A 14,938-nucleotide genomic window follows, 5' to 3' on the forward strand; every position below is an offset into this window, starting at 1 on the left:
GAAACTGACAACCCACATCACACCGATTATCGCTCCGTCGATTCGGGCAAAGGCGGTAAACTGCCGGTATTCGTCGTTAGAAGACTTGTTGATATCCATATTCTTTGTTCTTTCTTTATTCTTTCGTTGTTATTTCGATGCAAAAGTACTTATTTTATATGGTATAACGAGTATAGGCAGACTTTTTTTTGAAATTTCGAAGGAAAAAGTTTGTGGAAAAGATAAAAAGCATTACCTTTGCACCCGCAAAAGTGAACAAGACGGGTAAGTCTTGTACGGTCAGCTCCCTTCGAATCCTCCAGGACGGGAACGTAGCAAAGGTAGTTGGTTGTAGCGACGCGATACAAGTAGCTTGCCCACCCGCCTCTTTAGCTCAGTTGGCCAGAGCACGTGATTTGTAATCTCGGGGTCGTTGGTTCGAATCCGACAAGAGGCTCCACAAATGGGAAATGAAAAGATGAAGGGAAATGAGAGATGATATCCTGGTTTCAGGAAGCATCTCTCTTTTTTTGTTTATATAATGTTTATACACCCCAAACACTTGTGATATTCTACATCTACTGTCAGGCAACGGTTCGTCCCAAATGGGGATTGGCGGATTATGGGTCAGCGGATTTTTCCGGCTGGCATCACCATAAGTTAGGAATAAAGTTTTGTGGTTAGTGCTGCATAGCGAAACGGATGGCGGATATCACTAAAAAAAATGACATAAAAAAAGCCCTGCTGCTTGCGCAAACAGGACCAATGAAAGGAGGAGTGGTACCACCAGGAATCGAACCGGGGACACAAGGATTTTCAGTCCTTTGCTCTACCAACTGAGCTATGGCACCATCATAAATTTATTAATGCAAACAACGCATAAGCGTGATTTGTGGTTGCAAAGGTACACAAAAAGTTTTAACCTGCAAACTTTTCCTTCATTTTTTATCAAAAAAAACTGATTAATCGAGAGAAAACAAGAATTCATTTTCTTTTCCTAACGTGATTTTTCAGAAGAAAACAAAGATAACCTTCTGTATGTATTTCCGATTGGACAAGTCCGCTGATTTTTAGAAGAAAGTCAGACGACTTACCCAATTAACAATATGAATATATGCATTTATCCATTTTTGTCTGAAATCAGAGGACAAACCACCAGACAGGTAAGTGAATCCGTCGTCAAGAAAACAACAACCCTGTCAAAGCCAGACGGAAACGAAGTCATATAGCAACCACAAGACCATCACAACTGTTAAAAAAAGATAGAGCAGCGAGAAATGTCACCCATTTTGTTGTGTCATTTAGAAACAAAGGGTATCTTTGTATTAATAAATAAGTATCTTAAACCGAAATCAGAAGAAGGACAACATACAGTATGGAAGAAAAAGAAATTGAGAAGACGAAAAGAGTGAACCCATTCCTCGAACAATACAAGACACCGCACGAAACGGTGCCATTCGACAAGATAAAGCTCGAGGACTACGAGGAGGCATTCCTCGAAGGCATCAGGCGCGACGACGAACAGATAGAAAAGACTATCAACAATCCCGCAGAACCAACTTTCGACAACACGATAATCAACGTTGACGACGATAAGGACGGATACTACGACTTGCTGTCGAGGGTTTCCACGGTGTTCTTCAACCTGCTCAGTGCGGAGACCAACGACGAGATGGACGCCCTGGCACAGAAGATGCAGCCGATACTGACGAAACACGCCAACGACGTGAGACTCAACAAGAAACTCTTCGAGAGGATAAAGGCGGTACACGACAACCACCGCGAACTGACTCCTGAGGAACAGAGACTGCTCGACAACTGCTACGACGGATTCGTGAGAAGCGGTGCGCTGCTCGACGACGAGGGAAAGGAGAAACTGAGAAAACTTACCGAGGAGGCAAGCATGCTGTCGTTGCAGTTCTCGCAGAATCTGCTGAAAGAGACAAAGGCATACACCCTGCATATCACCGATGAGAAAGATCTCGACGGACTGCCCGACACGGCGAAGGAGGCGGCTGCCATGACTGCAAAGGAACAGAAGAAGGAGGGATGGATATTCACACTCGACTATCCCAGCTACAGTCCGTTCATGACATATTCCACACGCCGCGAACTGAGACGCGAGATGTATATGCAGCGCAACACGATGTGTACGCACGACAACGGGGAGAACAACCTGGAGATATGCAAGAGAATCGTTAACCTCAGAAGGGAGATAGCACAGCTGCTGGGATATGAGACGTATGCCGAATATGTATTGAAAAACCGTATGGCAAGCAATACGCAGAACGTGTACAAGCTGCTCGACGACCTCATCGACGCCTATATGCCTACGGCAAAGCTGGAGGTGGCCGACATCGAGAAGAAGGCGAAGAGCATGGAGGGCGACGACTTCAAACTGGAGCCTTGGGACTTCAGCTTCTATTCCCACAAACTGCAACTCGAAAAGTTCAACCTCGACGCCGAGATGCTGCGCCCGTATTTCGAACTGAGCCGCGTGATAGACGGAGTGTTCGGACTGGCAAACAGACTATACGGCATAACATTCAAGGAGAACAAGGACATCCCCGTCTATCATCCCGACGTGAAGGCATACGAGGTGTTCGACAAGGACGGTTCGTATCTCGCCGTGTTCTATGCCGACTTCCATCCTCGCAAGGGAAAGCAGGGCGGAGCATGGATGACGGAATATCAGGGACAATGGATTGACAAGAAGGGGGAGAACGTGAGACCACACGTTAGCGTGGTGATGAACTTCACGAAACCTACTGCCGAGAAGCCGGCGCTGCTGACACTGGGCGAGGTGGAGACTTTCCTCCACGAATTCGGACACAGTCTCCACGGCATGTTCGCAAACACCAGATTCGAAAGCCTTTCCGGAACCAACGTGTGGTGGGACTTCGTGGAACTGCCGTCGCAGTTCATGGAGAACTACGGCGCCGAGAAGGAGTTCCTGCGCACCTTCGCCTTCCACTACAAGACCGGCGAACCGCTGCCCGACGAACTGATAGAGCGGATCAGGAAGAGCCGCAACTTCATGGTGGCATACGGCTGCATGAGGCAGGTGAGCTTCGGACTGCTCGACATGGCGTACTATACAAAGAAGGATGCCTTCACCGACGACATCATACCGTTTGAGAAGAAGGCATGGCAGAAAGCGATGGTGCTGGAACAGCTGAAAGACACGTGCATGACGGTGCAGTTCAGCCACATCATGGCTGGAGGATATGCCGCCGGATACTACAGCTACAAATGGGCTGAGGTGCTCGATGCCGACGCCTTCAGCGTGTTCAAGAAGAACGGCATCTTCAACAGGGAAACGGCACAGAGCTTCCGCGATAACATCCTGTCGAAGGGCGGCACGGAGCATCCGATGACACTATACAAGAGATTCCGCGGATGTGAACCTACCATCGACGCACTGCTTGAGAGAAACGGAATAAAGAAAGCTTCGGCAGAGGAGAACCGCCAGACTCAACAATAACGACAAACACTTTCAAGAATCATGGACGACAAAGAGAAACAGCTCAGGCTTGACCTCAAATACTTGCGCATGGCAGGTATATGGTCGGAGAACAGCTACTGCGAGAGAAGAAAGGTGGGATGCCTTGTCGTGAAAGACAAAATGATAATCAGCGACGGCTACAACGGCACGCCAAGCGGATTCGAGAACGTGTGTGAGGACGAGAACAACGTGACTCACCCCTACGTGCTCCATGCCGAGGCAAACGCCATAACGAAACTCGCCCGAAGCTCCAACAACAGCGACGGAGCGACGCTCTACGTCACCGACGCTCCATGCATAGAATGCTCCAAACTGATAATACAGGCCGGCATCAAACGTGTCGTCTATGCCAGGGAATACAGGCTCAGCGAGGGCATCGACCTTCTGAAAAGGGCTAAAATCAATGTGATACATCTTAATCCAGACGAATATGAGACAAAATAGACCCAACCGACTGACGCCGATGCTTATGGCAATCTGCGTGATAGTGGGTGTGGTGATCGGCACTTTCTATGCCAACCATTTCTCGGGCAACAGACTGAATATCATAAACTCGGGAAGCAACAGACTGAACAACCTGCTGCATATCATCGACGATCAATATGTTGACGACGTGAACATCGACTCGCTCGTTGATATGGCGATACCGCAGATACTTTCTGACCTCGACCCTCACTCGGTTTATATCAGCGCCGAAGACGTGCAGAGAACGCAGGACGACCTCAAGGGCTCGTTCTCGGGAATCGGTGTGGAATTCGTTATCCGACAAGACACCATCCACGTGCAGAACGTGGTGAAGAACGGTCCGGCACAGCAGGCCGGCGTGTTGGCCGGCGACAAGATAGTGAGCGTGGACGGAAAGCCTTTCGTTGGAAAGGTGGTGACCAACGAAGAGGCGATGCGCCGACTGAAGGGACAAAAGGGCACTAAGGTGAAAATCGGAGTGATGAGGTATGGATCGAAAGCCGTGAAATACTTCACCATAACGCGTGCCAACATTCCTCAGAAGAGCATCTCAGCGGTGTATATGCTCGATGAGAATACGGGATATATCAAGATAAAGAACTTCGGTGAGAACACTTACGCCGAACTGCTCGTGGCTCTGGCGGAACTGTCGCAGGAGGGATTCGCAAACCTCGTGATAGACCTGCGCGACAACACGGGCGGATATCTCGAATCGGCTGTGCAGATGATAAACGAGTTCCTGCCCAAGAACAAGCTCATTGTATATACCGAAGGAAGGAAATCGCCAAGACAGGAGTTCCGCAGCGACGGCAGCGGCAGCTATCAGAGCATACCGCTCGTAGTGCTCATCAACGAGGCGTCGGCATCGGCTTCTGAAATCTTTGCCGGAGCTATACAGGACAACGACCGCGGAACGATAATCGGACGCCGCTCGTTCGGAAAGGGACTGGTGCAGAAACAGATGGAATTCCCCGACGGCAGCATTATCCGTCTGACCACCGCCCGCTACTACACCCCATCGGGACGCTGCATCCAGAAGCCTTATACGGCTGGCGACAATGTTGACTACGAAGAGGACCTGCTGGCGAGATACCAGCACGGCGAATTCTTCTCACAAGACAGCATCAAGCACACGGGACCTGCCTACCACACCGGCATCGGCAGGACGGTGTATGGCGGTGGCGGCATCACGCCTGACATCTTCGTGCCTGAAGATACTATCGGCATGACGTCATACCTGAAAGAGGCGAGCATGAGCGGACTCATCCTGCAATTTGCCTTCGTATATACCGACGACAACCGCATCAAGCTGAACTCGTATAAGGAGATGATGGAACTGGCTGACTATCTGAAGAAACAGAACCTCGTGGACAAGTTCGCCACATTCGCCAACAAGAACGGACTCCAGAGGCGCAACCTGATGATAAAGAAGTCGCACAGACTGCTCGACCGCTATATCAACAGCCGCATCATATACAACATCCTCGACGAGAAGGCATGGACGCAGTATATCAACGGCGACGACAAGGTGATAGACGCTGCCCTCAACGTGTTCAAGAACAATGCGGCGTTCCCCAAGAAACCTCAGCCTGCTCCTAAAGCTGCCACAAAGAAGGCAGCAGCAAAGGGAAAGAAGCTGCATAATGGCAAATGAGGCGAAACGGGATGACGACCTGAACCCGACCATAATAATCTGACAAAGAAAAACCAACGATAATGCTTACAAAGACAGAATTGAGAAAGGCTGTCAGACAGCTGAAGAAGCAACATACGCAAGAGGAACTCAAGGCGCTTTCTACCGTAATCACGGGAAAGCTCCTTGAGCTTCCATGCATCAAGGAGGCAACAACGGTGATGCTCTATTGTTCTCTGCCCGACGAGGTGTATACCATGGATATGATACACAGGCTGCACGGCGAGGGAAAGAAAATCGTGTTGCCAAAGGTGATCAGCGACTGCGAGATGGAACTGAGGGAATACGATGGCGACGCTGACCTGGAGGTGGGTAGCTTCGGCATCATGGAACCGTGCGGAAAACTCTTCACTGACTATGAAGACATCGACGTGGCGGTGATTCCGGGAATGGCTTTCGACAAGGACGGCAACCGCCTCGGCAGAGGAAAGGGATATTACGACCGCTTTCTGAACGCTGCCGGAAAGAGGGGCGTCAATGAAAAGTGTGAAAGCGGAAAAGGCGTCAATGAAAAGCGTGAAAACAGGAAGGGGAATACATATAAAATAGGTATATGTTTCCCGTTCCAGTTCGTAGATGCAGTGCCTGCCGACGAACATGACAACAGGATGGACATGGTGGTCTGCGGTCAATAAAACTTTATATCAGTTATTATCATGCTGCCCACCTCACCATTGAGACGGGTGATGAGCCGCTGCTTCATCATGGAGAGATCTTGACGAAGGGCGGGATTCTTTATCTTCACCATCAGGGTCTGGTTCTTAATGAACTTCTCTCCGGTGTATGCCACCACGCCCGGCCCCACGACCCTATCCCATGCGTTTACAAGACGATGCTGGAGGAGCGGCGTCTCAAGGCCGTTGCGTCTCAAACAGAGATTGAGCACATCGGCAAGATTCTGTACATCACGTCTGAACATATATTTTTCTCCTTTCCTTTTTTGATTCTTAATCCAATCCCTACAAACAGCCATCCGGCTGTGTGTGTAGGTCTATACTATCTTTCCCCCCTCCACATTGAATATCCTGTAACTGGAGTCGCTCGCTTCGAGAATAGAGTCGAGATGGTCGCGGTTGGTGTCGGTGATGAATATCTGTCCGAACGCCTCACCTGAAACGAGCCTTACTATCTGTTCCACGCGCATGGCGTCGAGCTTGTCGAACACATCATCGAGGAGAAGTATCGGACAGGTCTTCGACACTGTGGCGGAGAGATAGTTGAACTGTGCCAGTTTCAGCGCCACCACGAAGGTCTTGTTCTGCCCCTGACTGCCCTCGCGCTTCATCGGGAAGCCATCGAGAAGCATCTCCAGGTCATCCCGGTGTACGCCATGCAGGGAATATCCCACGGCACGGTCTTTCATTCTGTCGCGACGGATAACATCGAGCAGCGGACCGCGCTGACAGTGCGACACATAGTTGAGACTCACCTTCTCCTTGCCGCCGGAAATTCGTGTATGGTAATCCTGAAACTTTGGCAGCAGCTCGCTGACGAAGGCCTTTCGCTTCTCGTATATCAGTTCGCCCTCCTTTGCCATCTGTTCCTCCCAGATGTCGAGCAGTGCGCCGTCAGGTTCTTCTTCCATCTTCAGAAGGGAGTTGCGCTGCTGCAATGCCTTGTTATATCTCGACAGCGCCTGCAGATAAGTGGCGTCGGTCTGCGATATCACCACGTCCATCAAGCGCCTCCGCTCGTCGCTCGCTCCCTCTATGAGATATGTGTCTGAGGGGGATATCATAATCAGCGGAATGAGTCCGATATGTTCCGACAGGCGCTTGTAGTCTTTCTTGTTGCGGCGGAAGCGTTTCTTCACTCCGCGCTTCATGCCGGTATAGATATCCAGTTCGTCGCCATCCTCGTTTTCATACACTCCCTCGATGACACAGAAATCCGAGTCGTGGTTGATCACCGTGGAGTCTACGGAACTGGTGGCACTGCGGCAGAAAGAAAGATAATACACGGCATCGAGGAAATTCGTCTTGCCCTCTCCGTTTGAACCGATGAAGCAGTTGATGCCCGGCGAGAGCTGGAGCGATGATTCCTTTATGTTCTTATAGCCGAGAATATTGATGTTCTTTAGATACATGACTTTCTTTCCGGAGTATTTTCTGATTATCAAATTTATTGTCTCACAATCTTTTGCCGTCGTGCCCGCTGCCTCTCGCTCGGTCTCCACTTACCTCTGCCAACAGGGCTGGCATGGCGAAAATGATTGTTTTATCACTGCAAAGTTAAAGGTTTATGAGTCAAGAAAGAAAAAAAACAATCATAAATTTCAATATATGAGAATATTTACGTAATTTTGCCACGCTTTATAAATTTAGGAATAATAAACAAAATCATAAAATGGCAATATCAGTTGAAAAAAAGGGCGCTGAGAACAATGACAACGCTCTGAACAAGAAAGAGGCTGCCCTCATCAAGAACAGGAAGGCTCTCATCTACGGTGTGTTAGCAATCATCATCATCATCGCTGGCTATCTGGCTTACAAGACTTACTATGCTGAGCCAAGAGAGGACGAGGCAAGCACTGCAATCGCCAAGGGTCAGGATTACTTCGCAAACCAGCAGTTTGACAAGGCTTTCAATGGCGACGGTGCAGGATTCAAGGGTTTCAAGGCCATCACTTCTGACTATAGCGGAACTAAGGCTGGCAATCTGGCTAACCTCTATGCCGGACTCTGCTGCGCGAACCTCGACAAATGGAAAGAGGCTGCCAGCTATCTGGAGAACTATTCTTCTGCCGACGACATGATGATCAGCCCTGCTGCAGTGGCTGCCCTGGGTGACGCTTATGCTCACCTGAACCAGCTCGACAAGGCTGTGGAGTCTTTCAAAAAGGCTGCCAAGATGGCTGACGACGAGGCTGAGGACAACACCAACAACAGTCTCTCTCCTACTTTCCTCATCAAGGCTGGCGAAATCCTTGAGAGCCAGAACAAGAAGGACGAGGCTCTGCAGATCTATCAGGACATAAAGAAGAAGTATGTCAACTCTGCCGCTTATCAGCAGATAGACAAATATATCGAAAGAGCTACAACAAAATAATGGCAACAGCATTACACAACTTGTCTGACTACGAGTTTGACAAGATACCCGACGCGAGCAATATGTGCTTCGGCATCGTAGTGGCAGAGTGGAACCCTGAGATTACGGGCGCACTGCTCAACGGATGTATGAGCACGCTTGAGAAGCATGGCGCTCTGCCTGAAAACATACACGTGAAGACGGTGCCGGGAAGTTTCGAACTTATCTATGGTGCCCACCAGATGACTCTCAACGGCGGATACGACGCCATCATCATCCTGGGAAGCGTGATAAAGGGTGAGACTCCACACTTCGACTACATCTGTCAGGGCGTGACCTACGGTATCGCAAGACTCAACGCCAAGAGCGAGATTCCTGTAATCTACGGATTGCTCACCACACTCGACATGCAGCAGGCGCTCGACAGATGCGGAGGCAAATACGGCAACAAGGGTGACGAATGTGCAATCGACGCCATCAAAATGGCGAAGTTCTAAACAATGCGCTATTGAACGCAATTTTAAATCAGTAATAAAATCATCTATAATCGGGGCGGGCTGCATCAGGTCCGCCCTTATTTATTCACAAGTTGACAAGTTGACAAGTTAACGAGTTGACGAGGAGATTAGTACACTGTTTACCAACTAAAAATCCTATCAAGCGAGAGAAATGGGAATGTATTCACATTTCAGAGCGTGAGGATTTTATCAAAAAAAAATGCTATTATGAAATTGATATCATGGAACGTCAACGGACTGAGAGCCTGCGTGGGAAAAGGATTCAGCGAGATATTCAAAGAACTCGACGCTGACTTCTTCTGCCTACAGGAAACGAAGATGCAGGAGGGACAACTCGACATCTGCTTCGAGGGTTACAAGTCGTATTGGAACTATGCCGAAAAGAAGGGATACTCCGGTACGGCGATATTCACCAGACACGAACCGCTGAACGTGTCGTACGGCATAGGAGTGGAGGAACACGACCACGAGGGAAGAGTGATTACGCTGGAGATGCCGGATTTCTTTCTTGTCACCGTTTACGTGCCAAACTCACAGAATGAGCTGCGCCGACTGGACTACCGTATGACATGGGAGGATGACTTTCTGGCTTATATCAAGAAACTGGACGAAAAGAAGCCGGTGATTTTCTGTGGCGACCTGAACGTGGCTCACGAGGAGATTGACTTGAAGAACCCCAAGACAAACCGCCGCAATGCGGGATTCACCGACGAGGAGCGCAACAAGATGACGACGCTGCTCAACAGTGGATTCACCGACACCTTCCGTTTCTTCTATCCTGACCAGAAGGAGATATACTCCTGGTGGTCATACCGCTTTCATGCGAGGGAGAAGAACGCAGGGTGGCGCATAGACTATTTCATCACATCGGCAAGGCTCAACGACCGCCTCGTGGGTGCAAAGATACACACGGAAATATTCGGCTCCGACCACTGTCCGGTGGAGCTGACGATAAGATAATAAGATAAAAGATAATCAGAAAAACGGCATAATCACCGATTGGGGATAAGCCCCCAGTCACAGTCATTATGCCGTTTTTTATTTTTATCCCAAAGCGGTCATTAGGGCTTGCTTGTATTTTGCTTTTTAGAAGAGTGGATTTTGTTTGGCTTTTAATGAGTAATAGCGAGCTATTGCGAATTAAAAACAGGCAAAAGACACCTTATAAAAAGCAAAAGACTGCAAGCAGTTGTAAAATATGACATTAAACGGCCTAATGACCGATTTGGGTTTATATCTGCTTTATAAAGTTGACGGGCTGGACAGGGACTAAACGCCCTTACACTCCCTCGTCATCGCTTGAACTCTCGCCATTGGTGTCGCTCTGCTTCATAGAGAAGCTGCCGTCGCGGGAGATGGTGATGGAGATTGGGATATAGTCATCGCTGAGCTCATCAGGACATCCCACACTGCCGAGGAACACGAGTCTTCCGTCTTTCACCTCAAGGAATGCCAGCCCGAGGGCTGTAGACTTGGCGAGATAGGAAGCATCCACGATGTTGGAGTATGACTCCTTGGTGAGTTCACGCCTTACGAACTCCGAACCGTCGGGTCTGAGGATCGTCAGCATGAAGCGGTTGTCATAATACCGCTTGCCGTTGTCGTCGGTAAACTCATTGTCTGTGGCGCTGCGCTTCACGGTCACCTTATAGGTCTCGCCGCCCCACTCCACCTTTTCTGTGCGCTCAAACTCCGACATCTTCTTCGGACCGCTCTGAACGGGCTTTACAACGGGTTTCGTGGCTATTATATCTTTTGTCTTTTTTTTCTCCTCACACGAGGTGATGCCAAGCAGACAAAGTGCCGCAATGGCGAAAAATACGGTTTTCTTCATTCTTATGTCCTTTTCAAATAAAAGCATACTGCCCACTATCCGGCGTATGCAAGTCACTGTCTGCAAAGGTAATGCAAAAAAACGAGCCAGCGTGAAGTAAAGTCCTAAAAATGCTTTACCTTTGAAAGAATTAGGTACACAAAGCCTCATCAAACGTTTTTTTTCATTAACTTTGCATATATTCGACAATCCAAATAGCATTGAAACGAAATGATGAACAGACTATACTTTAATTTCCTTATTGTCTTTGCAGCGCTTGCCGTGGCCGGGTGCTCCCGGAAGCAGACTCCCCGGCAGCAGCCGGAATCTGTTGACACCATACCGATGCTGGTGATGCAGGTGCAGAAGTGTTCGCGCCTGTATACCGCGGAATACAAGATGCACAAGATAATAACCCACGATGACGAAATACGCATGAAGGGCAAGTTCCTCAACCAGGACTACGACGTGGCGCTGCCCATGGGCTCCCGAAAGATCGCCATACCTATCGACGCCACGGTGAAGGCGTATATCGATCTCTCCTCGTTCTCTGAGAAGAACGTCCACCGCGTCGGAGACAAGATTGACGTCACGCTCCCCGACCCTCGCATCGAGATGACATCGAGCCGCATCAACCACGGCGAGATAAGAAAATATGTGGCTCTGACCCGACAGAATTTCTCCGACAAGGAGATGGCGGGCTATGAACAGCAGGGGCGACAGGCTATCATCAACGACATCCCGCAGACGGGCATCATGGAGATGGCAAAGGAGAGTGCGGCAAGGGTGATGGTGCCTTTCTTCGTGGGAATGGGATTCAACGAGAAGGACATAACGATATCGTTCCGCAAGGATTTCTCCGACAACGAGATAAAGAAAATGATTGTGACCGCAAGTGATGCGGAAAGAAAATAGGAAGGGGATATTATGGACAAGACCGGAAAAAACAAGATAACGCTCACAAAACTGAACATCATGCTATGGGCAGTGGCGGTGATTGCCGTGGTGGTATTGGTGTTTGGCTTCTGCCATACGGCGAAGACTTCATCGGCAAGGCTGGAGGTGGACGACAGGATCGATGTGACGCCTACCATCATAACGTCGATGAAACAGATCGGAGAATGGGAATTCCTCTCCGTAAACGACGAGGAACTGGTGGACACCATCAAGAGAGGATTCCTGCGCGACGACAAACTGGTGAGGATATACTACGGCAAACTGAGTCTTGGCATCAACATGCATGATGTGTCGCCTCGCTGGATTCGTCAGCAGGGGGACAGTGTGCTGGTGGCGCTGCCGAAGATTGAACTGCTCGACAAGGATTTCATCGACGAGGCACGGACAAAGGCTTTCATAGAGACGGGCAGCTGGACGGATGCTGACCGCGACTCCCTATACCACCGTGCCTACGCCAAGATGCTGGCGCGCTGCCTCACTGAAGAGAACATCAAAACGGCAAGGGAGAATGCCTCTCTGCAATTCGGAAAGATGCTGAAGGCGCTCGGCATTGAGAAATTCGCCATATCATGGCAGGAGTGAACCACACAAAGCGATGATTAATCCCGAATAGGTCGTTATATAAAATTATCAGCCCCTCCTTTCTTGCGCAATGCGAAAAGGGAGGGGCTGATTCTATAAGACGGGATTGTCTCTTACTTTCTCTTCTCCAGCAATATCACGGTCTTGCCGCTCTTGTCGGTGAGCGTGAGTTTGCCAGTGCCGTCGAGAGAATACTTGGCTGTCTTTCCGAGAGCGTCGAGCACCTGGCGCTCCACTTCCATGTTGGCGCAGAGCATCCGTGTGCAGCCCATCTGACCGAAGTCGATGCCGCCGTTGCCCTTCACCTTCAGTGTTCCTGTCAGTCTGTTGCATCCCGTACAGCCATACACGTTGTTGTCCTTGGCATCGAAACCCAGGAATGGAGCTTCCTCCACATCTGCCTTGTCCACCTTAGAACCGTTCACTTCCATTATATTCCACTCTCCGTTGAGAGCTGTAGCGTCGCCCACGCTCTTTGTAGAGCCGCACGACATCATCACGGCAGCAGCAAGGGCTGCCAATGCGAAATTTTTCTTCATGTGCTTGAAACTTTTGTTGATTGTAGTTTGTGTAATATCATGACGCGCTCCGGCATGACGATGCTGGGGGCGCGTCACAAATATGAATAATCTTTTTCCTTAAGTAATACCGCTTGATGCAGCGGTTTTATGACTGCTTGCTTTCTTTTATCTTTGCCGAGCTCTCCCTTATCATGAGTTTCATCGGCACCACCTCGTGGTAGCGCTTCGTGTCGCCCTTTATCACTCTCATCAGCAGTTCGCAGGCCAGGGTTCCTGTCTTATGCGACTGGTCTTCTATCGTGGAGAGCTTCGGTGTGACGTATTCAGATGCTTCGGTGTCGGTGAAACCGATTATCGCCACATCCTCCGGAATCCGCAGTCCCAACGACTTTACCGCCGTGAAGGCGGCATAGGTGATGATGTCGTTGAAGGCAAGGATGGCATCGGGGCGGTTTTCCTTCTTCAACAGGCGTATCGTCTGCTGCTGTGCCTGTGCGAAGTTTATCTTGCCGCACACTATGATATCTCTGTCTATCAGTATCTTGTTTGCCTTGAGCGCCTCCAGATATCCGTGCTTGCGCCGCTTCACCATGTCGAGGTGGTTGGGACCTCCGAGAAACGCTACTCTCCTGCTGCCGGTCTTGATGAGATGCTCCGTTGCCTGCTGCGCTGCCTCGTCACCGTTTGCCACCACTTGTGAGAAGAGTTCCGGCATGCAGGTGCGGGCGAAGAACACGAGGGGGATTCCCATCTTGTGTATCTCCTCGAAGTGGGAATAGTCTGTGGTGTCTTGCGACAGACAGGCTATGATTCCTTCCACGTGCATGTTTATGAAGTTGTTGATAGCCTTCTCTTCTTTCAGATAGTCTTCGTGGCTGTTTATAGCCATCACCGAATATCCTTCCTGCGAGGCATAGTCTTCTATTCCGTCGAGTACAGCTGAATAGTAGTGGGTCACGAGATTGGGAACTACCACTCCTATCACCTTCGGTGCTTCGCTTCTGAGGCTCTGTGCGAATGGATTTGGACGATAGTTCAGCTCTTTGGCGAGCTTCTGCACCCGCTCTCTGAGCTCTTCGCCCACTTCATGGCTGTTGCGCAAGGCTCGTGAAACAGTGGCGATGCTGACTCCGAGCTGCGCCGCCAGGTCTTTTAGCGATACTCTATGTTGTTTCATATAAATTCTTTATGATGTAATGAACAAGTCTATACAAAAAAAACACCGCCTCTGTTGGTGTCATACGCCGGTGATATGATACTACATATAAGTCGTACTATAATCAGTATGCAAATTTAGACATTTTGTTTGATTCTGCAAACGTTTGCGTGTTATTTTATCCCAAAAGGGGTATGACATTGCCACTTTTAGTATTAACTTTGCAGCGTGAATTCAAAAAGAGTAATGAATAGTTGATAATAAGTTAGTTAGAAAACATGTCGGTCGGGTTATGTTGCGAAACATATCCGACCTTTTTTTATACCCTTCTGGCAATCGGATTTGCATGGATTTATGATTGCTGAAGCACCTACATTTTGGGCACATTTTGGACAGCAACCGTGCCCAACCGGGGCAAGCACGTTGCCCAACCGGGGTAAGCACCGTGCCCAACATGGGCAAGCACCGTGCCCAAAATAAGGACAAATATTGTCTTTTTATCAACACAAAATAACCCGACGGCACCGCTGCCGCCGGGCTTCCCTTTTAAATCATCCAAGTATAGATAGTCTCCGGTTGGTATTCTACGTATTTTTTCAGCTATTGCTGTTACTCGCCAGTAAAAGTCTTTGCGTCTGTCGTATATATGGATAGTTGGTCCTTGTATAAGTATGTCTTAACAACAGCGCAAATTTACAAATTTTCGTCCTTTTCAGAGTGTC

The 14,938-nt window shown here is 49.2% G+C and carries 14 protein-coding genes, 2 tRNA genes and 1 other RNA gene; 11 read left to right on the plus strand and 6 right to left on the minus strand.

The features are described from left to right. The first annotated feature begins 262 nt into the window (after window positions 1-262). Window positions 263-361: signal recognition particle sRNA small type (gene ffs / locus CCC32_RS03005), an RNA gene on the plus strand. A gap of 1 nt (window position 362) precedes the next feature. Further along, window positions 363-439, plus strand: a tRNA-Thr gene (locus CCC32_RS03010). 318 nt (window positions 440-757) lie between these two features. Here the strand turns inward: CCC32_RS03010 and CCC32_RS03015 are convergent. Further along, window positions 758-830 (minus strand) — tRNA-Phe (locus CCC32_RS03015). A gap of 524 nt (window positions 831-1,354) precedes the next feature. Between CCC32_RS03015 and CCC32_RS03020 the strand changes: the two genes are divergently transcribed. The 4 genes from CCC32_RS03020 (at window position 1,355) to CCC32_RS03035 (ending at window position 6,277) form a co-directional block, all read left to right on the plus strand. Next, window positions 1,355-3,463 carry a M3 family metallopeptidase gene (locus CCC32_RS03020; protein ID WP_287072219.1) on the plus strand — a complete coding sequence of 703 codons (2,109 nt, stop codon included), beginning with the start codon at window positions 1,355-1,357 and terminating at the stop codon, window positions 3,461-3,463. A gap of 21 nt (window positions 3,464-3,484) precedes the next feature. Continuing rightward, window positions 3,485-3,928 (plus strand): deoxycytidylate deaminase, encoded by a 444-nt coding sequence (locus CCC32_RS03025; RefSeq protein WP_022317681.1) that lies wholly within the window; start codon window positions 3,485-3,487, stop codon window positions 3,926-3,928. Next, window positions 3,915-5,603 (plus strand): S41 family peptidase, encoded by a 1,689-nt coding sequence (locus CCC32_RS03030; RefSeq protein ID WP_044073514.1) that lies wholly within the window; start codon window positions 3,915-3,917, stop codon window positions 5,601-5,603. Before CCC32_RS03025 ends, CCC32_RS03030 begins: the two co-directional genes overlap by 14 nt. A gap of 62 nt (window positions 5,604-5,665) precedes the next feature. After that, window positions 5,666-6,277, plus strand: a complete 612-nt coding sequence (locus CCC32_RS03035) for a 5-formyltetrahydrofolate cyclo-ligase (RefSeq protein WP_278841414.1) — start codon at window positions 5,666-5,668, stop codon at window positions 6,275-6,277. Here CCC32_RS03035 and CCC32_RS03040 read toward each other — a convergent pair. Both CCC32_RS03040 and recF read right to left on the minus strand, forming a co-directional pair. Next, the gene (locus CCC32_RS03040) at window positions 6,271-6,561 is read right to left on the minus strand and encodes a DciA family protein (RefSeq protein WP_042518849.1); all 291 of its coding nucleotides are present in this window, start codon (window positions 6,559-6,561) and stop codon (window positions 6,271-6,273) included. The genes CCC32_RS03035 and CCC32_RS03040 overlap by 7 nt on opposite strands. A 72-nt stretch (window positions 6,562-6,633) precedes the next feature. Continuing rightward, window positions 6,634-7,728: a DNA replication/repair protein RecF gene (gene recF / locus CCC32_RS03045; protein WP_042518990.1), complete on the minus strand. Its 1,095-nt coding sequence runs from the start codon at window positions 7,726-7,728 to the stop codon at window positions 6,634-6,636. 260 nt (window positions 7,729-7,988) lie between these two features. On the opposite strand from recF, the gene CCC32_RS03050 reads away from it, so the two are divergent. From CCC32_RS03050 to CCC32_RS03060, 3 genes are all read left to right on the plus strand, one after another. Continuing rightward, window positions 7,989-8,690: a tetratricopeptide repeat protein gene (locus tag CCC32_RS03050; protein ID WP_022317676.1), complete on the plus strand. Its 702-nt coding sequence runs from the start codon at window positions 7,989-7,991 to the stop codon at window positions 8,688-8,690. Next, entirely contained in the window at window positions 8,690-9,166 is a 477-nt protein-coding gene (gene ribH / locus CCC32_RS03055; RefSeq protein WP_022317675.1) for a 6,7-dimethyl-8-ribityllumazine synthase, read from the plus strand. The genes CCC32_RS03050 and ribH overlap by 1 nt, the downstream gene beginning before the upstream one ends. Window positions 9,167-9,391: 225 nt before the next feature. Then, window positions 9,392-10,147, plus strand: a complete 756-nt coding sequence (locus CCC32_RS03060; RefSeq protein ID WP_197070923.1) for an exodeoxyribonuclease III — start codon at window positions 9,392-9,394, stop codon at window positions 10,145-10,147. A 319-nt stretch (window positions 10,148-10,466) separates the two neighbouring features. Here the strand turns inward: CCC32_RS03060 and CCC32_RS03065 are convergent, their stop codons facing one another. Next, window positions 10,467-11,021 (minus strand): DUF4738 domain-containing protein, encoded by a 555-nt coding sequence (locus CCC32_RS03065; RefSeq protein ID WP_287072227.1) that lies wholly within the window; start codon window positions 11,019-11,021, stop codon window positions 10,467-10,469. A 210-nt stretch (window positions 11,022-11,231) separates the two neighbouring features. Between CCC32_RS03065 and CCC32_RS03070 the strand changes: the two genes are divergently transcribed. Next, window positions 11,232-11,915: a DUF4230 domain-containing protein gene (locus tag CCC32_RS03070; RefSeq protein WP_353756122.1), complete on the plus strand. Its 684-nt coding sequence runs from the start codon at window positions 11,232-11,234 to the stop codon at window positions 11,913-11,915. 12 nt (window positions 11,916-11,927) lie between these two features. After that, a complete protein-coding gene (locus CCC32_RS03075; RefSeq protein ID WP_287072229.1) occupies window positions 11,928-12,539 on the plus strand; it encodes a DUF4230 domain-containing protein in 612 nt (203 codons plus the stop codon). 113 nt (window positions 12,540-12,652) lie between these two features. Here CCC32_RS03075 and CCC32_RS03080 read toward each other — a convergent pair whose 3' ends face one another. Continuing rightward, a complete protein-coding gene (locus tag CCC32_RS03080) occupies window positions 12,653-13,078 on the minus strand; it encodes an META domain-containing protein (protein WP_022317670.1) in 426 nt (141 codons plus the stop codon). 127 nt (window positions 13,079-13,205) lie between these two features. Continuing rightward, window positions 13,206-14,237: a LacI family DNA-binding transcriptional regulator gene (locus CCC32_RS03085; RefSeq protein WP_287072231.1), complete on the minus strand. Its 1,032-nt coding sequence runs from the start codon at window positions 14,235-14,237 to the stop codon at window positions 13,206-13,208. Window positions 14,238-14,938: the final 701 nt, after the last annotated feature.

It is taken from the genome of Prevotella sp. LMAG:51, assembly GCF_008680225.1.
Lineage (GTDB): Bacteria > Bacteroidota > Bacteroidia > Bacteroidales > Bacteroidaceae > Prevotella > Prevotella pectinovora.

Coding starts and splice junctions, on each gene's coding strand:
- ribH (WP_022317675.1), top strand. CDS start 8,690: ATGGCAACAGCATTACACAACTTGTCTGACTACGAGTTTGACAAGATA.
- CCC32_RS03075 (WP_287072229.1), top strand. CDS start 11,928: ATGGACAAGACCGGAAAAAACAAGATAACGCTCACAAAACTGAACATC.
- CCC32_RS03035 (WP_278841414.1), top strand. CDS start 5,666: ATGCTTACAAAGACAGAATTGAGAAAGGCTGTCAGACAGCTGAAGAAG.
- CCC32_RS03065 (WP_287072227.1), bottom strand. CDS start 11,021: ATGAAGAAAACCGTATTTTTCGCCATTGCGGCACTTTGTCTGCTTGGC.
- CCC32_RS03085 (WP_287072231.1), bottom strand. CDS start 14,237: ATGAAACAACATAGAGTATCGCTAAAAGACCTGGCGGCGCAGCTCGGA.
- CCC32_RS03040 (WP_042518849.1), bottom strand. CDS start 6,561: ATGTTCAGACGTGATGTACAGAATCTTGCCGATGTGCTCAATCTCTGT.
- recF (WP_042518990.1), bottom strand. CDS start 7,728: ATGTATCTAAAGAACATCAATATTCTCGGCTATAAGAACATAAAGGAA.
- CCC32_RS03020 (WP_287072219.1), top strand. CDS start 1,355: ATGGAAGAAAAAGAAATTGAGAAGACGAAAAGAGTGAACCCATTCCTC.
- CCC32_RS03030 (WP_044073514.1), top strand. CDS start 3,915: ATGAGACAAAATAGACCCAACCGACTGACGCCGATGCTTATGGCAATC.
- CCC32_RS03080 (WP_022317670.1), bottom strand. CDS start 13,078: ATGAAGAAAAATTTCGCATTGGCAGCCCTTGCTGCTGCCGTGATGATG.
- CCC32_RS03025 (WP_022317681.1), top strand. CDS start 3,485: ATGGACGACAAAGAGAAACAGCTCAGGCTTGACCTCAAATACTTGCGC.
- CCC32_RS03050 (WP_022317676.1), top strand. CDS start 7,989: ATGGCAATATCAGTTGAAAAAAAGGGCGCTGAGAACAATGACAACGCT.
- CCC32_RS03070 (WP_353756122.1), top strand. CDS start 11,232: ATGATGAACAGACTATACTTTAATTTCCTTATTGTCTTTGCAGCGCTT.